At 64.9% G+C, this 16107-nt stretch carries 15 protein-coding genes; 10 read left to right on the forward strand and 5 right to left on the reverse strand.

Annotated elements, in window-relative coordinates; translation table 11 throughout:
- Nucleotides 1–99 precede the first annotated feature (99 nt).
- The 5 genes from nhaA to AC1DX0_RS09580 all read right to left on the reverse strand — a co-directional run bounded on the left by nhaA (nucleotide 100) and on the right by AC1DX0_RS09580 (nucleotide 6699).
- Nucleotides 100–1293 (reverse strand): Na+/H+ antiporter NhaA, encoded by a 1194-nt coding sequence (gene nhaA / locus AC1DX0_RS09560; protein WP_477355100.1) that lies wholly within the window; start codon nucleotides 1291–1293, stop codon nucleotides 100–102.
- A 20-nt stretch (nucleotides 1294–1313) separates the two neighbouring features.
- Complete coding sequence (locus tag AC1DX0_RS09565; RefSeq protein ID WP_477355103.1) at nucleotides 1314–1877, reverse strand: ActR/PrrA/RegA family redox response regulator transcription factor; 564 nt, start codon at nucleotides 1875–1877, stop codon at nucleotides 1314–1316.
- 63 nt (nucleotides 1878–1940) lie between these two features.
- Nucleotides 1941–3272, reverse strand: a complete 1332-nt coding sequence (locus AC1DX0_RS09570; RefSeq protein WP_477218402.1) for an ActS/PrrB/RegB family redox-sensitive histidine kinase — start codon at nucleotides 3270–3272, stop codon at nucleotides 1941–1943.
- Nucleotides 3273–3298: 26 nt separating this feature from the next.
- Nucleotides 3299–5761 carry an ATP-dependent helicase HrpB gene (gene hrpB / locus AC1DX0_RS09575; protein WP_477355106.1) on the reverse strand — a complete coding sequence of 821 codons (2463 nt, stop codon included), beginning with the start codon at nucleotides 5759–5761 and terminating at the stop codon, nucleotides 3299–3301.
- 47 nt (nucleotides 5762–5808) lie between these two features.
- A complete protein-coding gene (locus tag AC1DX0_RS09580) occupies nucleotides 5809–6699 on the reverse strand; it encodes a DMT family transporter (RefSeq protein WP_477218404.1) in 891 nt (296 codons plus the stop codon).
- A 26-nt stretch (nucleotides 6700–6725) separates the two neighbouring features.
- Here AC1DX0_RS09580 and AC1DX0_RS09585 point away from each other — a divergent pair, with 26 nt between their 5' ends.
- The 10 genes from AC1DX0_RS09585 to dhaM all read left to right on the forward strand — a co-directional run bounded on the left by AC1DX0_RS09585 (nucleotide 6726) and on the right by dhaM (nucleotide 16096).
- The gene (locus AC1DX0_RS09585; RefSeq protein ID WP_477355109.1) at nucleotides 6726–7424 is read left to right on the forward strand and encodes a PIG-L deacetylase family protein; all 699 of its coding nucleotides are present in this window, start codon (nucleotides 6726–6728) and stop codon (nucleotides 7422–7424) included.
- 232 nt (nucleotides 7425–7656) lie between these two features.
- Nucleotides 7657–8988, forward strand: a complete 1332-nt coding sequence (locus AC1DX0_RS09590) for an ABC transporter substrate-binding protein (RefSeq protein ID WP_477355112.1) — start codon at nucleotides 7657–7659, stop codon at nucleotides 8986–8988.
- A 112-nt stretch (nucleotides 8989–9100) separates the two neighbouring features.
- Nucleotides 9101–10048 carry a carbohydrate ABC transporter permease gene (locus AC1DX0_RS09595; protein ID WP_027040434.1) on the forward strand — a complete coding sequence of 316 codons (948 nt, stop codon included), beginning with the start codon at nucleotides 9101–9103 and terminating at the stop codon, nucleotides 10046–10048.
- Nucleotides 10045–10995 (forward strand): carbohydrate ABC transporter permease, encoded by a 951-nt coding sequence (locus AC1DX0_RS09600; protein WP_477218407.1) that lies wholly within the window; start codon nucleotides 10045–10047, stop codon nucleotides 10993–10995. Before AC1DX0_RS09595 ends, AC1DX0_RS09600 begins: the two co-directional genes overlap by 4 nt.
- The gene (locus tag AC1DX0_RS09605; RefSeq protein WP_477355115.1) at nucleotides 10992–11198 is read left to right on the forward strand and encodes a hypothetical protein; all 207 of its coding nucleotides are present in this window, start codon (nucleotides 10992–10994) and stop codon (nucleotides 11196–11198) included. Before AC1DX0_RS09600 ends, AC1DX0_RS09605 begins: the two co-directional genes overlap by 4 nt.
- A gap of 2 nt (nucleotides 11199–11200) precedes the next feature.
- Entirely contained in the window at nucleotides 11201–12313 is a 1113-nt protein-coding gene (locus AC1DX0_RS09610; RefSeq protein WP_477355118.1) for an ABC transporter ATP-binding protein, read from the forward strand.
- Nucleotides 12306–13319, forward strand: a complete 1014-nt coding sequence (locus AC1DX0_RS09615) for an ABC transporter ATP-binding protein (protein ID WP_477355121.1) — start codon at nucleotides 12306–12308, stop codon at nucleotides 13317–13319. The genes AC1DX0_RS09610 and AC1DX0_RS09615 overlap by 8 nt, the downstream gene beginning before the upstream one ends.
- Before the next feature lie 72 nt (nucleotides 13320–13391).
- Entirely contained in the window at nucleotides 13392–15035 is a 1644-nt protein-coding gene (locus AC1DX0_RS09620; protein WP_477218410.1) for a dihydroxyacetone kinase subunit DhaK, read from the forward strand.
- A 72-nt stretch (nucleotides 15036–15107) separates the two neighbouring features.
- Complete coding sequence (gene dhaL / locus AC1DX0_RS09625; RefSeq protein WP_477219083.1) at nucleotides 15108–15710, forward strand: dihydroxyacetone kinase subunit DhaL; 603 nt, start codon at nucleotides 15108–15110, stop codon at nucleotides 15708–15710.
- A complete protein-coding gene (gene dhaM / locus AC1DX0_RS09630) occupies nucleotides 15707–16096 on the forward strand; it encodes a dihydroxyacetone kinase phosphoryl donor subunit DhaM (RefSeq protein ID WP_127380390.1) in 390 nt (129 codons plus the stop codon). The genes dhaL and dhaM overlap by 4 nt, the downstream gene beginning before the upstream one ends.
- The last annotated feature ends 11 nt before the right edge of the window (nucleotides 16097–16107 follow it).

Genomic DNA, 16107 nt, shown 5'->3' on the forward strand with positions numbered 1-16107 from the left:
TCATCGAGCCTGCCGACGACAAGATCGCCTTGCTGACGGTCTATGTCGGTCCGCTCGGCCAGGACTTGTTTACGGCCTTCGGCCTGCCGCTTGTCTGGCCTAATCCTCGTCAGTAGCCGCGCCCGCGGCCGGCGCCATCAGCAGCACGGCGGCGCCRAGAAKGGCGGCGAYGAAGGAGCCGGCGAGGATGCCGACCTTGACCGCRTCCTGCAGKGCSACATCGYTGGCGAAGGCGAGCAGGCCGATGAACAGGCTCATGGTGAAGCCGATGCCGCAGAGCAGCGAGATGCCGACCATGTGCGACCAGCCGGCATGAGCCGGCAGGTCGGCCAGGCCGAGCCGGATTGCAAGTGCGGAGGAGCCGAACACGCCGACCAGCTTGCCGACCACGAGGCCGGCGGCGACGCCCAGCGTCAACGGCTCGATCAGCGCGCCGAAGCTCAGGCCGGCGAGCGAAACGCCGGCATTGGCAAAGCCGAAGATCGGAATGACGAAGAACGGCACGATCTTGTGCAGGCCATGCTCGAGCCGGTGCAGCGGCGAGTGGTCGAGGTCGTGGCCAATCCCGGCGGAGCGTTCGAGCGGAATGGTCAGCGCCAGCGCGACACCGGCAAGCGTGGCATGGACGCCCGATTTCAGCACCAAGACCCACAGGATGGCGCCAAGCACGAGATAGGGCACCAATGTCATCACCCGCATGCGGTTGAGCACGATGAGCACCGCAATGACGGCGAAGGCGGCGCCGAGATAGGCCAGCGACAGGCCGCTGGTGTAAAAGATGGCGATGATGATGACGGCGCCGAGGTCGTCGATGATGGCAAGCGCGGTCAGAAAAACCTTTAGCGAAGCCGGCACGCGACTGCCGAGCAGCGACAGCACTCCAAGCGCGAAGGCGATGTCGGTGGCGGTCGGGATCGCCCAGCCGGATAAGGCCGGCCCATTGTTGCGGTTGATCAAGACATAGACCAGCGCCGGAACCACCATGCCGCCGGCCGCCGCGACACCGGGCAGGACCCGGCGCGGCCAGGTCGAAAGCTGGCCGTCCAGCATCTCGCGCTTGATCTCCAGCCCGACGAGCAGGAAGAACACCGCCATCAGCCCGTCATTGACCCAGTGCGAGACGCTGAGCGGGCCGAGATAGGCATGGAGAACGGAGAAATAGGTYTCGGMSAGCGGCGAATTGGCRACGATCAGCGCMASYGCCGCCGCCACCATCAGGATGATGCCGCCSGCCGCYTCGCYRTCGAGRAATTCGCGGAAGACGGAAACCGGCCGCTGTTTCAGATCCTGCATGTCGCCTCCGCTGCTCGGTCTCAGCGCGGCGCGCGCTTGGCCAGGATCCGCTGCAGCGTGCGGCGGTGCATGTTGAGCCGGCGCGCGGTTTCGGAGACGTTGCGCTCGCACATTTCGTAGACGCGCTGGATGTGCTCCCAGCGCACGCGGTCGGCCGACATCGGGTTTTCCGGCGGTGCGGCGCGCTCGCCCGAGGTGCGGGTCAGTGCGGCGAAGATGTCGTCGGCATCGGCCGGCTTCGACAGATAGTCGACGGCGCCGAGCTTCACCGCGGTCACCGCGGTGGCGATGTTGCCATAGCCGGTCAGGATGATGGTGCGGGAGTCCTCGCGCTTCTCGCGAATGGCGGCGACGACGTCGAGGCCGTTGCCGTCACCAAGCCGCATGTCGACCACGGCATAGGCCGGCGGGTTGGCGCGGGCCTTGCCCACAGCCTCCTCGACGCTCTCGGCGGTCTCGACCACGAARCCCCTGGTTTCCATGGCGCGGGCMAGRCGMGTGAGRAAYGGCTTGTCGTCRTCGACGATCAGMAGCGAGGTGTCCTCGCCYTCAACCATTGCRCCAATWKTYTCRTCGCCTGTCATCGTCTCGAAAWTCCTGCTGCCTTAATTTTACGCAGATATAGTTTTGCGCCGCTATTGTCCAATTTACGCAATGTCAAACATCGTGGCCGGGGCGGTTTCCGGGTTCAGGAAGACCGTTCTCGGCCACGAAATCTGCACCACGGCGCCCTCGCCCAGGCCGCTCGAATTGCGGAAATCGAGCGTGGCGCCCGAGCGTTCGAGCAGCGTCTTGGCAATGAACAGGCCAAGCCCCAGGCCGCCGCCGGCTTCATTGCCCTGGCGCGTCGACATATAGGGCTCGCCGATGCGGTCGATGATCTCGGGCGGAAAACCAGGCCCGTCGTCGATAATCGAGAAGGTCACGGCCGCCTCGTCCCAGCTCCAGCGCACGGTGACGCTCTTGCGGGCGAAATCGACGGCGTTCTCGACCAGATTGCCAAGTCCATAGATGACGCCCGGATTGCGGCGCCCGACCGGTTCCGGCCCGATGCGCTCGCCCGCGCGAAGCTTGATCGAGATGCCGAAGTCGCGATGCGGCGCGGTGACCTCCTCGACCAGCGAGGTCAGCGGCAAGCGGGACAGATGCGCCTCGCCCTCCGACGACAAGCTGGTCAGGCGTTTGAGGATTTCGCGGCAGCGTTCGCTTTGCGAGCGCAGCAACTTCACGTCCTCGCCGTATTTCGGATCGCTGCCAAGCGCCTTTTCCATTTCCTTGGCGACGAGCGTGATGGTGGCAAGCGGCGTGCCAAGCTCGTGCGCCGCCGCCGCCGCCAGGCCGTCGAGCGCCGAAAGGTGCTGTTCGCGCTGCAGCACCAGTTCGGTGGCGGCAAGCGCATTGGCCAGAAGCCGCGCTTCGGCCGCCACCCGGAAGGCATAGATGGCCGTGAAGGCGATCGAGGAGAGCACCGCCATCCACATGCCGGCGACATAGATGAAGGGCATCGCCAGCGGCGCGCCTTCATACCAGGGCAATGGCAGATGGATGAACACCAGCAAGGTCGCCGCTATCATCACCAGCCCGCCGAGAATGGAGGTCAGGCGCAGCGGCAGCGACGTCGCCGAAATGACGACGGGCACGGTCATCAGCAGCGAAAACGGATTGGTCAGACCGCCGGTCATGTAGAGCAGGCCGGCAAGCTGCAGGCTGTCGAAGATCAGGATGCCGAAGGCGGCGAACGGGGTGAGCCGGTGCGCGGCCGGAAAGCGGAAAGCCAGGAACAGGTTCATCCAGGCCGAACAGGCGATCAGAGCGAAGCACAGGCTGACCGGCAGCGGGAATTTCAGGCCATAGGCGACGACGAGCACCGTTACGCTCTGGCCGACAATGGCCAGCCAGCGCAGCCGGATCAGCGTGTTGAGGCGCAGTCTCTGGCTCTGCTGGAAATCGGGGGAACGCAAAACGTTGATCATGGCCATGGATTACAGCTGCAAAGCGCCCAAGGCTAGGTCCCGCGCGGTTTTGCGCGAGCGGTGGCCTGGGCAAGCAGGGGGTTTTCCGGCCAGACATGCTTGGGATAGCGGCCGCGCATGTCGGCGCGTACATCTGCCCAGGAGCCGCGCCAGAAGCCGGGCAGGTCGCGCGTGGTCTGGATCGGCCGGTGCGCCGGCGACAACAGTTCGAGCGTCAGCGGCACCGTGCCATTGGCGATCGAGGGATGGCGGTCGAGCCCGAACAGCTCCTGCACGCGAACCGCCAGCACCGGCCATTCGCCGTCATAGCGGATCGGCACGTGGCTGCCCGACGGGGCGTCGAAATGGGTCGGCGCCAGCGCATCGACCTTACGCTGCAGATCGTGCGGCACGAGCGAGGCCATGCTGGCCGAGACAATGCCGGGATCGATGGCGGCAAACGAAGCCGCACCCGACAAGAAGGGCAGCAGCCAGTCGTCGAGGCGCTCAATAAGGACGGCATCCGACATATCGGGCCACGGCGACCCAAGGCCACGATGCAGCCAGGAGAGCCGCTGGCGCAGCGTCTCGGCCTCCTTGCTCCAGGTCAGCAGCGACAGCCCGTGWTSSCGCAAGGCGTCAAGGATGGCGCGGTCGGCCTCGGCGCCGGAAGGCGCCGGCAGCATGCGTTCAGCGAGCGTGATGGCGCCGAGGCGCACGGTTTCACGCACGCGCACGGCGCGGCGCTCGCGGTCGAAGCTCGTTTGCCGGCGTGTTTCGATCCGGTCGGCCAGCGTGGCGCGGATGTCGTCCTCGCCGATGGCCGCGGCGGCCGCTATGCGGGCATTCTGCGCCTTGCCCTGCAGGTCGGCGACGACCAGAAACGGCTCGCCCGCCAGCGGGTCGCCGGCATCGAGCATAGCGCCGGAACCATTGGCCAGCACGAAGCGCCCGCGCTCGCCACGTGCCTTAGCGACGCGATCCGGCCAGGCGTGGATGAGCAAAGGACCGGCAGGTACAGCTTCGCTGTTTTTTGTGCCGCCCACCTGCCTTGCCAGCCTCTCAGCCAATTGCCGCGCGGCGGTGGCGCGCGGCGATCTTTCCCCGCGAAAGCGCATCAGCCGCCGTTCGAGGTCGGCGCCGTCGCCGCCAAGGCCGCGTTCTGTGAGCAACACGGCGAGCATGGCCGCCTCGAAAGCATGGCCGCTCCTGGCAGCCTCGGCGACCATATGCGCCAGCCGCACCGGCAGCGCGAGCTTGCGCATCGCCATGCCCGCTTCGGTCAGGCGCCCGGCATCGTCGATGGCATGGAGCGCACGCAGCAGCGCCCTTGCCTCGTTGAGGGCCGGGGCCGGCGGCGGATCGAGAAAGGCGAGCGCCGTGGGATCGGCGACGCCGAAGGCGGCGCAGTCGAGCAGCAGGCCGGAGAGATCCGCTTCGAGGATTTCCGGCGGCGTGAAGGCGGGAAGTGCTGATGTCTGCTCGGCGCGCCACAGGCGGACAGCGACGCCCGGTTGCGTGCGTCCGGCGCGGCCGGCACGCTGGTCGGCCGAGGCCCTGCTGACCCGCACGGTTTCCAGCCGCGTCAGGCCACTGGCCGGCTCGAAGCGCGGCAGGCGCGACAGGCCGGAATCGATGACGACACGTACGCCGTCGATGGTGATGGAGGTCTCGGCAATCGAGGTCGCCAGCACCACCTTGCGGCGTCCCGCCGGCGCCGGCTTGATCGCGGCGTCCTGCGCCTTGCCGTCGAGCATGCCATAGAGCGGGACGATGTCGGTGTCGGCGCCGACCTTGCCGGCCAGCCGTTCGGCGGTGCGCTCGATTTCGCGCTGGCCGGGCAGGAAGGCGAGCACGCTGCCGCTCTCGTCGGCAAGGGCGGCGCGGATCGCCTTGGCCATCGCATCCTCGATCGGAACACCGGCCGGACGTTCGTCGTAACGGATGTCTATGGGGAAGGCGCGGCCCTCGCTTTCGATCACCGGCGCGCCCGACAGGAGCTTGGCGACGCGGGCACCGTCGAGCGTCGCCGACATCACCAGCAGACGCAGATCCGGCCGCAGTGCGCCCTGCACGTCGAGCGCCAGGGCCAGACCGAAATCGCCGTCGAGCGAACGCTCGTGAAACTCGTCGAAAATGACCGCCGAAACACCGGGCAGTTCGGGATCGTCGAGGATCATGCGCGCCAGCACGCCCTCGGTGACGACCAATATCCGCGTCTTGGCCGAGGTGCGGTTTTCCATGCGCATGGCGTAGCCGACCGTGGCGCCGGGCTCCTCATCCAGCAATTGCGCCATGCGGCGCGCGGCGGCACGGGCGGCGAGCCGGCGCGGCTCGAGCAGAACGATCTTGCCCGCACCCAGCCACGGCGCATCGAGCAGTGCCAGAGGCACCAGCGTCGTCTTGCCGGCGCCGGGCGGCGCCACCAGCATCGCGCTGTTGCCGGCGCCGAGCGCTGCGCCCAGCGCCGGCAGCACGGCGGATACCGGAAGCTCCGGCAGTGATCTTGTCGTCATCGCGTCCGCATATCAGCGGTCACGGTCACCGTGCAACCGCGCGACCCCTATAGCCTGGTCCGCGAAAACGGGTTCCAGCGCACGGTGCCGAGCCGTACCTCCTCGCGCACCATGGTCAGCAGGCCGGCCCCACCGACGATCGCGAGGCCGACGAGCGACAGCCAGTCGGGGTATTCCTTGAAGAACAGCGCGCCGAGGATCCCCGCCCAGACGATCTGCGAATAATGCGTCGGCGCGATGCGGTTGGCGGGAGCGTATTTGGCGGCGAGCAGCTGCATGAATTGTCCGCCCGCGGTGAAGGCGCCCGCCATCGCCAGCCAGACAAGCTGCATGGCATTCGGCAAGGTGAACGCGGTGGCGGCGGTGCCGACCCCGTTGAACAGCAGGCCATAGCCGACAAGCACGCCGAGCATCGACGTGCGCTTCTCCTGTTGCGCGAGCGACCGCAGCAGGATGACGCTGGTCGCGGCGAGGAAAGCGTTCACGAAGGCGGCCAAATGGCCGAGGTTCAATTCACGAAAACCCGGCCGCACCACCAGCATCACGCCGGCAAAACCGGCAAACACGGCCAACCATCGCCAGGGACCGACCTTTTCCTTCAGGATGACGGTGGACAGGATGGTGACCAGCAAGGGCGCCAGAAAGATCAAAGCGTAGACTTCGGCCAGCGGAATGTGGGTGAAGGCATAGACGCTGAGCACGCCTGACGCGATGCCGGCCCAGGCGCGAGCCTGCACCGCCCATGGCCGCTTCATGCGCCAGAAATCGCGCCAGCGTTCACCCGCCGGGCGAGTGAAGAACAGGAAAAAACCGGCAAACAAGGTGGCGAAGAAGCCGATCTCGAAGACGGTGAACTGTCCGCCCAGGCTCTTGATAACGGCATCGCTGCCCGAATAGCTTGCATAGGCAATCAGGGCGAGCAGAATTCCGTTCGTCACGTTTTTCATTTCCGGGGAGAGAGTGGTTGAAAATACTGGCGCTCGGTGCGCATCCGGACGACATCGAGATCTTCATGTTCGGTACGATGGCCGCCTATGCGGCGCAAGGCGCAGAACTSACTTTTGCCRTRGCCACSGATGGCGCCAGGGGCGGCAAGAGTGATGCCACGGCTCTCGCCCGTGTCCGTCGCGACGAAGCAACGGCCGCTGCGGCGCTGCTAGGTGCTGCGCCACGCTTCCTCGACTTTCCCGATGGCGAGCTGGTCGCCGATGCCGCGCTGATCGGCGCGCTGAAAACGCTGATCCGCGAGACCGGACCGGATCTGGTGATCACGCATGCGCCCAACGACTATCACGCCGACCACCGCGCACTGTCGGACGGCGTGCGCATCGCGGCCTCGTTCGCGGTTCCGGTGCTGCATGCCGACACGATGGGCGGCACCGGATTCTCGCCGACGCACTATGTCGACATATCAGCCTACCGGGATATCAAGACGCAGGCGATCCGCGCGCACCGCTCGCAACGGCCGGAGCAATATGTCGACAGGGCGCGCATTCAGAATGAATTTCGCGCCGGTCAATGCAACGCTGTCCCCGGTTCTCTGGCCGAGGCTTTTCGCTTCGAGCCGACATTTCCCTTCGCCGACATACGCGCCTTGCTGCCGCCCGCGCCGCCGGTCCGGCCGGTGACGCCACAGACCAACGTCATCGGCGAGGCGGACTGAGCGGCTGCCGGAGAACCATCCGGCGGTCATTTCTCAACGATTTCAAGCATGCGTTTCGACATGTTGCGGCGCAGCAACGAATTCGCTTGCGTTGTTTAGTAAAAATTGCATCACTAAACAAATTACTAAACATCTGCCGCGCTCTGGCGCCGCCATGTTTGGGCCTCTGAGGAGAGAGGTTGAGGGCTCTTGAAACCGTCATCCGGGCGCGTTTCGCAAATGGGAGGAAGGCATGAAATCGAGCTTGAAAATGGCGTTGGGACTGGCCTCGGCAGTGGTTGCGTCGACAGCTGTCTCGAACGCCGCGCACGCTGAAGACCTGACACTGTGCTGGGCTGCTTGGGACCCGGCCAACGCGCTTGTCGAACTGTCCAAGGATTTTACCAAGGAAACCGGCATCGGCATGAAATTCGAATTCGTGCCGTGGACCAACTATGCCGATCGCTTCCTCAACGAGCTGAATTCGCACGGCAAATTGTGCGACCTGATCATCGGCGACAGCCAGTGGATCGGCGGCGCGGCCGAGAACGGCCACTACGTCAAGCTGAACGACTTCTTCGACAAGGAGAAGATCAGCATGGACGACTTCGTGCCGGCGACCGTGGTGGGCTATTCGGAATGGCCGAAGAACACGCCCAACTACTGGGCACTGCCGGCCATGGGCGACGTCGTCGGCTGGACCTACCGCAAGGACTGGTTCTCCAAGCCGGAGCTGCAGAAGGAATTCAAGGAAAAGTACGGCTGGGATCTCGGCCCGCCGACGACCTTCGACCAGCTGAAGCAGGTCGCCGAATTCTTCCAGAAGCGGCAGATCGACGGCAAGACCGTCTACGGCGCCTCGATCTACACCGAGCGTGGCTCGGAAGGCATCACCATGGGCGCCATGGACGTGCTCTACAGCTACGGCTTCCAGTACGAGAACCCGAAGAAGCCCTACGAGATGGAAGGCTTCGTCAATTCGGCCGACTCGGTCAAAGGCCTGGAATTCTACAAGTCGCTCTATGATTGCTGCACCCCTCCGGGCGCATCGAACAGCTACATGGGTGAAGGCGTCGATGCCTTCAAATCCGGTCAGGTGGCGATGCACATGAACTTCGCCTTCACCTGGCCAGGCCTGCAGAAGGACGAGAATGTCGGCGGCGACAAGATTGGCTACTTCGTCAATCCCAAGGGTCCCGGCGGCGCCCAGTTCGCGCAGCTCGGCGGCCAGGGTATTTCGGTGGTGTCCTATTCCGACAAGCAGGAATCGGCGCTGAAATACATCAAGTGGTTCGCCAACAAGGACGTRCAGGCCAAGTGGTGGTCGCTCGGYGGYTAYTCCTGCCTCAACGCRGTGGTSAAGGATCCSRRSTTCCCGGCCAGCCAGCCCTACGCGCAGACCTTCCTCGACTCGATGGCCATCGTGAAGGACTTCTGGGCCGAGCCAAGCTACGCGCCGCTGCTGCAGGCGTCGCAGAAGCGCTTCCATGACTATGTCGTCGCCGGCCAGGGCTCTGCCAAGGATGCGCTCGACGGCCTGGTCAAGGACTGGACCCAGGTSTTCCAGGAYGACGGCAAGATGTAACCGGCTCCTCCCGAGCTAGGACCCAGAGCGTCCCGTGCCACCCTTGGCACGGGACGCAGTTCAGATAAATTCCATGACAGAGACGACCCAAGTGACCGAAGCAGGACTTACCATGCTCAATCGGACTGCGGAGAACGTTGCCCGGGCGACCCCGGARCCGTTGGCCCGCAAGGTCCGGGGCATTAGCGACAAGGGCCTCGCCTGGCTGTTCATCTCGCCGACGATCCTATTGCTGCTGGCCATCAACATCTTCCCGCTGTTCTGGGCGATCTATCTGTCGTTCACGAATTACCGGGCCAACCGGCCGAACGAAGTGGTGAAGAATCTCGGCTTTGCCAACTACCAGCGCATTCTCGGCGACCAGGACATCTGGATCGCCATGCAGACGACGGCGCATTTCGTGTTCTGGACCATCCTGCTGCAGACGCTGATCGGCTTCACGCTGGCCTGGCTGATCGACCGGAAGTTCCGCGGCCACGCCTTCTGGACGACGCTGATCCTGGTGCCGATGATGCTGTCGCCGGCGGTGGTCGGCAATTTCTGGCGCTTCCTCTATGAGCCGCAGATCGGCCTGTTCTCTTATGTCATCTCGTTCGTCAGCGGCATTCCACCGACAAGCATCCAGATGCTGTCCAACGTGTCGCTGGCGCCGTGGTCGATCATCATCGTCGACACCTGGATGTGGACRCCTTACGTGATGCTGATCTGCCTGGCCGGACTGCGCTCGATCCCCGAATACATCTATGAGGCGGCCGAGGTCGACCGCGCCTCCAACTGGCGGCAGTTCTGGTCGATCACCCTGCCGATGGCGCTGCCCTTCATCATGCTGGCGGTGCTGTTTCGCGGCATCGAGAACTTCAAGATGTTCGACATGGTCAACCTGCTGACCGGCGGCGGCCCGGGCTCGACCACAGAGGTCGCCTCGATCACGCTGAAGCGGCAGGCGTTCGAGAGCTGGCGCACCGGCTATTCCTCGGCCTTCGCCATCATCCTGTTCGTCGCGGTGTTCGGTCTCGCCAACATCTACGTCAAGGCGCTCAACAAGGTGAAGCAGAGATGAGCCTGACCACAGCCCATTCGGTCGTCGCCCCCTCGACCAACTCGAAGCGCATCGCCGGCGCGATCATCATCGCCTATGCGCTGATCTCGATCGTGCCGCTTTTGTGGATCTTCGCCACCAGCTTCAAGACGCCGCCGGACTCGATCGCCTATCCGCCGAAGCTGCTGTTCCAGCCGAGCCTCGAAGGCTATTGCAATTTGTTCACGACGCGGACGCGGCAAACGCCGGAATACATCAACTCGCTAGGACCGGCGACCGGCTTCTGCGACGAAACCACGCGCAAGCGCAACATGGTGATCGCCGGCCCGTCCAACTTCCTGCCGCGCTTTGTCAACTCGCTGATCATCGCCTTCGGCTCGACCTTCTGCGCGGTCTTCCTCGGCACGCTGTCGGCTTATGGYTTCTCGCGCTTCAAGGTGCCGCTCGCCGACGACCTGCTGTTCTTCATCCTGTCGACGCGCTTCATGCCGCCGATCGCGGTCGCSATTCCTATCTACCTGATGTACCGCGAGCTYGGCCTSTCGGACACCGCGCTCGGCATGATCCTGCTCTACACSGCGGTCAACGTSTCRCTSGCRGTGTGGCTGCTGAAGGGCTTCATCGACGAGATCCCGCGCGAATATGARGAAGCGGCGATGATCGACGGCTAYACGCGGCTGCAGGCRTTCTGGCGCACSGTCYTGCCGCARGCGACSACCGGCATAGCCGCGACCGCCATCTTCTGCCTGATCTTCGCCTGGAACGAGTATGCTTTCGCGGCGCTCCTGACCTCGGGCACGGCGCAGACGGCGCCACCGTTCATCCCGACCATTATCGGCGAAGGCGGCCAGGATTGGCCGGCGGTTGCGGCCGGCACGACGATCTTCCTGGTGCCGATCCTGGTTTTCACCATCCTGCTTCGCAAGCAATTGCTGCGCGGCATCACCTTCGGTGCGGTGCGCAAATGAGCATGACCAAGCCCGTGAAACGCAAATCGCGCTGGCCGGTCTGGGCCAGGCGCGGCCTGATGGAAAACATCGCGACGGCGCTGATCGCCATCGGCTTCCTGATGCTGTTCCAACCCTTCGCGCTGTCGCTCTACACCTACTCCTTCATCACCATGCTTGCCGGCACCGTGATGTTCATCATCGTCWCGAAATTCCCGGAATAGACATGGCCGAAATCCGCGTTCAGCACCTGAGAAAGGCCTTCGGCGATTTCGTCGCCGTGCAGGATTCCAACTTCGTCGTCGAGGACGGCGAGTTCTTCGTCATGCTCGGCCCATCGGGCTGCGGCAAGACGACGACGCTGCGCATGATCGCCGGGCTCGARCTGCCGACSGGCGGCGAGATCCTGCTSGGYGGCGACGACGTCACCATGCKSCGSGCMCGCGAGCGCGACATCGCCTTCGTSTTCCAGCTSTTYGCGCTCTATCCGCATATGAATGTGCGCAAGAACATCGGCTTYCCSCTKYTGGCGCAAGGCATGCCKTCGGCCGARATCCGCMMMCGCGTCGARGAGACGGCRAAACTSYTGCGCATCGACCATCTGCTYAACAAATCCGTYTCCGGTCTCGCCGGYGGCGAYCGCCAGCGGGTGGCGCTCGGCCGCGCCATCGTGCGACGGCCAAAATGCTTCCTGATGGACGAGCCGCTCGGCACGCTCGACACGGAATTCCGCGACCTGATGGTCCATGAGCTGCGCGAACTGCACAACCGCATCCACGCCACCACGGTCTATGTCACGCATGACCAGATGGAAGCGATGTCGATGGCCGACAAGATCGCTGTCATGAACCATGGCGTCATCGAACAGTTCGGCACGCCCCGCGAGATCTATGACCGTCCCGCAACGATGTTCGTCGCCGACTTCATCGGCTCGCCGCCAATGAATTTTCTGAGCTTCGGCGGCGGGCTCACCAAGGGCGCGAAGGAGATCGTCGTCCAGGGCGCGAAAGTCGCGGTGCCGGAGGTGCGCGAGGATATCGCGCCAGCAGACATGGCGCTCGGCATCCGGCCGGAACACATTCGCTTCGACGACGCTTCCAAGCTGCGCGGCGCCATCTACGGCACCGAATATCTCGGCACCACGCAGATCGTCGCTGTGGAGACGGCGGACGGCATCATCAAGGCGCGCGTCCCGGCCGAAATCCGGCTCAATGCCGGCGACCATGTCGGCCTGGCCTTGAACAGCGCGCGACTTTCGCTGTTCGACAAGGGGTCCGGCCGCGCGGTGAGAACCGCCGTCCACGATACCGCCTCTCAGGGGAGAGCRCAGCATGGCTGACGTGCACATCAARARCGTGACCAAGAGTTTTGGCGAGCASGYCGCCGTSRACRRTCTCGAYCTGCACATCGCCGACGGCGAGTTCGTCGTGCTGCTCGGGCCGACCGGCGCCGGCAAGACGACGACGCTGCGGCTGATCGCCGGGCTGGAACGGCCGGACAGCGGCACGATCGAGATCGGCGGCCACAACGCGACGACGCTGTCGCCGGCCGAGCGCGACACCGCTTTCGTGTTCCAGCAGTATTCGCTCTATCCGCATCTGTCGGTGTTCGACAATCTTGCCTTCCCGCTGCGCTCGCCGGCGCGGAAAATACCGGAAGACCAGATCCGCCGGCGCGTCGAGGAGGTGGCGAAGATGGTGCGCATCCATCACAAGCTCGCCAACCGCTCGACCAAGCTTTCCGGCGGCGAAATGCAGCGCGTCGCCATCGGCCGGGCGTTGGTGCGCAAGCCTTCGATCTACCTGATGGACGAACCGCTGTCGTCGCTCGATGCCAAGCTGCGGGCGGATCTGCGGCTCGAACTGAAGCGCATCCAGACAGAGCTTGGCGCCACCATGCTTTACGTCACGCATGACCAGATCGAGGCGATGACCATGGCCGACCGTATCGGCATCCTCGCCGATGGCGTGCTGGTGCARATCGGCWCRCCCMGGACGATCTATTCCGARCCGGCAAATCTKCATGTCGCGGCAMGGCTCGGCCAGCCGGCGATCAACCTTCTGCCWRCCGGACTGCTGCCCGATGSCGGCGCWCCGACCGGCACCAAGACGATCGGCGCGCGCACCGAACATCTGGCGATCGAGAAAGCCAGCAATGGCCATGCCGACGGCGTCGTCGACTGGGTCGAGCATCTCGGCGACCAGAACCACCTGCATGTGACGGTGGGGCCGAAGAAGCTGGTGACGCTGACCGATCCTGACACCGATCTGGCGCAAGGCGACAGAGTGGTGATCCGCTACCGCTCGCCGCTCTATTTCGGCGCTGACGGACAACGACTGATGTGAATGGTTTCGGTGCTTTCCGCCCAAGGGGCAACACCGCTTTTGGTTGACGATCGCGAATACGGGACGAATTCGATGAAGCACTTTTTCAATCGCAGGGAAACGATCGTCACCGAGGCGCTGGACGGCCTGTTGCGCACCATTGGCTCGGGCGACCTCGCACGCCTCGACGGCTATCCCGAAATCAAGGTCGTGCTGCGCGCCGATTGGGACAAGACGAAGGTCAGCGTCGTCTCCGGCGGCGGCGCCGGGCACGAGCCTTCGCATGCCGGCTTTGTCGGCAAGGGCATGCTGACGGCGGCGGTGTCGGGCGAGATCTTTGCCTCGCCGAGTGTCGAAGCCGTGCTGGCGGCCGTTCGCGCGGTCACCGGACCGGCCGGCTGCCTGCTGATCGTCAAGAATTATACCGGCGACCGCCTCAATTTCGGCCTGGCGGCCGAGAAGGCGCGCGCCGAAGGGTTCCGCGTCGAGATGGTGATCGTTGCCGACGACATCGCGCTGCCCGACATTGCCCAGCCGCGCGGCGTGGCCGGCACCCTGTTCGTGCACAAGATATCAGGCCATCTGTCGGAGGCTGGCCACGACCTGGCCGACATCGCAGTGGCGGCGCGGGCAGCGGCAAAGGACATTGTTTCGCTCGGCATGTCGCTGTCGTCCTGCTCGATCCCCGGCCAGCCGCACGAGGACAGGTTCGGCGAAAATGATGGCGAGCTTGGCCTTGGCATCCACGGCGAGCCTGGCGTCGAACGCATCGCGGTGCAAAGCGCCGACAGGCTGGTGGCGATCATGGCGGAGCGCCTGGCGGCGCGGCTCGATCCGAAAGCCAGCCATGCTTTGCTGATCAACAATCTCGGCGCGGTGCCGCCGCTCGAAATGTCGCTGGTTGCCAATGCGGTACTGGCCTCGCCGCTGGCCAATACCGTCAAGCTGGCGATCGGCCCCGGCCCGCTGATGACGGCACTCAACATGAACGGCTTCTCGCTGTCACTGATCCGGCTGGATGCCGCGCGTGAGGCGGCCTTGCTGGCGCCGGTCGGCCCACACGCCTGGATGCCGGCAAAGCCGGTCGCGGCGCCTGCTATCGTGCCGATCGATAAAGCAGCCGGACAAGGTGCGGCACACAAGCCCAGCCAGGATGCCGGCACCAGGCGCTTGGTCGTCACGGTCTGCGAGAAGCTGATTTCACTCGAAGCGACGTTGAACGGGCTCGACGCCAAGGCAGGCGACGGCGACACCGGCTCGACGGTGGCAACCGGCGCGCGCAGCATTCTTGAGCGGCTCGACACGCTGCCGCTGGCCAACCCCGCGGCGACGCTTGGCGCAATAGGCGATATATTGAGCGCGTCGATGGGCGGCTCCAGCGGGGTGCTGYTGTCGATCTTCTTCACGGCGGCAGCGCAAGCCCTGGATGGCGGCGCTGATGTGGCCAAGGCGCTGCTCGCCGGGCTCGACCGGATGACTTTCTATGGCGGCGCAAAAATTGGCGATCGGACGATGGTCGATGCGCTGGAGCCAGCCCTGAAAGCGCTCGACGCCAACGGGCTGGAAGAAGCAGCGGCGGCCGCCCGGCGCGGTGCCGAGGCCACGGCTGCCATGGAGAAGGCGAAGGCCGGTCGGTCCGCCTATGTCGGCACGAAATTGCAGGGCGTGGTCGACCCCGGCGCCCATGCGGTGGCCGAGGTGTTCGCGGCCGCCGCCACGCTGCTTGTGTCGGCCTGACGCATGCACCAGTTGTCGAGTGACCATTCTTTCGCTACTGCCGGCAAGGTGGAAACCGGGACTTTGGGCGACATGGCGGCATTGAACCTTGCCCGGCTGATCGCGGCCGCCGCCGACACGATTGCTGCTCACGCCGAGGAATTGACGGCGCTCGACCAGGCGATCGGCGACGGCGACCATGGGCTGAACATGAAGCGCGGCTTCGAGGCCGTGCGGGCCGAGGCCGATGCGTTCGCGGCAAAGCCGCTGCCCGACGCCCTGAAGGCGATCGGCACCAAGCTGGTGATGACGGTGGGCGGCGCATCCGGCCCGCTATTCGGCACCCTGTTCCTAGCGCTCGGCAAGGAGATTTCGGCGAACCCCGATCGTGCCAATTTGACGGCCGCCTTCGGCAAAGCGATCGAAGCGGTGGCCGCGCGCGGCAAATCGCAAGTTGGACAGAAGACAATGCTCGATGTGTTGCAGCCGGTGCATGACGCGCTCGCCGGCGGAAAGACGGCGACGGAAATCGCCGACGTCGCCGACGCAGCCGCAGAGGCGACCGTGCCGATGAAGGCACTGCGTGGCCGTGCCTCGTTCCTTGGCGACCGCTCGATCGGCCATATGGATGCCGGCGCGCGCTCGACCGCACTGCTGGTGCGCACGCTGGGCCAAGCGATCGGAGACGACGCATGAGCAATGTCGGGATCGTGATCGTGTCGCATTCGCCGCTGGTCGCGGAGGGCACGGCCGACATGGTACGCCAGATGGTGGGCGACGAAGTGCCGCTTGCATGGTGCGGCGGAAACGGCCATGGCGGGCTCGGCACCAATGTCGAGGCGATCATGGGCGCCATCGACAAGGCCTGGTCGGAAGCCGGTGTCGCCATCCTTGTCGATCTCGGCGGCGCCGAGACCAATTCGGAAATGGCGGTGGAGATGATCGGCGAGCCGCGTTCGCAGAAGATCATCGTCTGCAACGCGCCGATCGTCGAGGGCGCGGTGATGGCCGCGACCGAGGCATCCGGCGGCGCCTCGCTCAGGGAAGTCGTGGCGACGGCGCACGAATTGTCGCCGTCGTGAGTGAACGGGAT

This window comes from Mesorhizobium sp. P3_A9, from assembly GCF_056402975.1.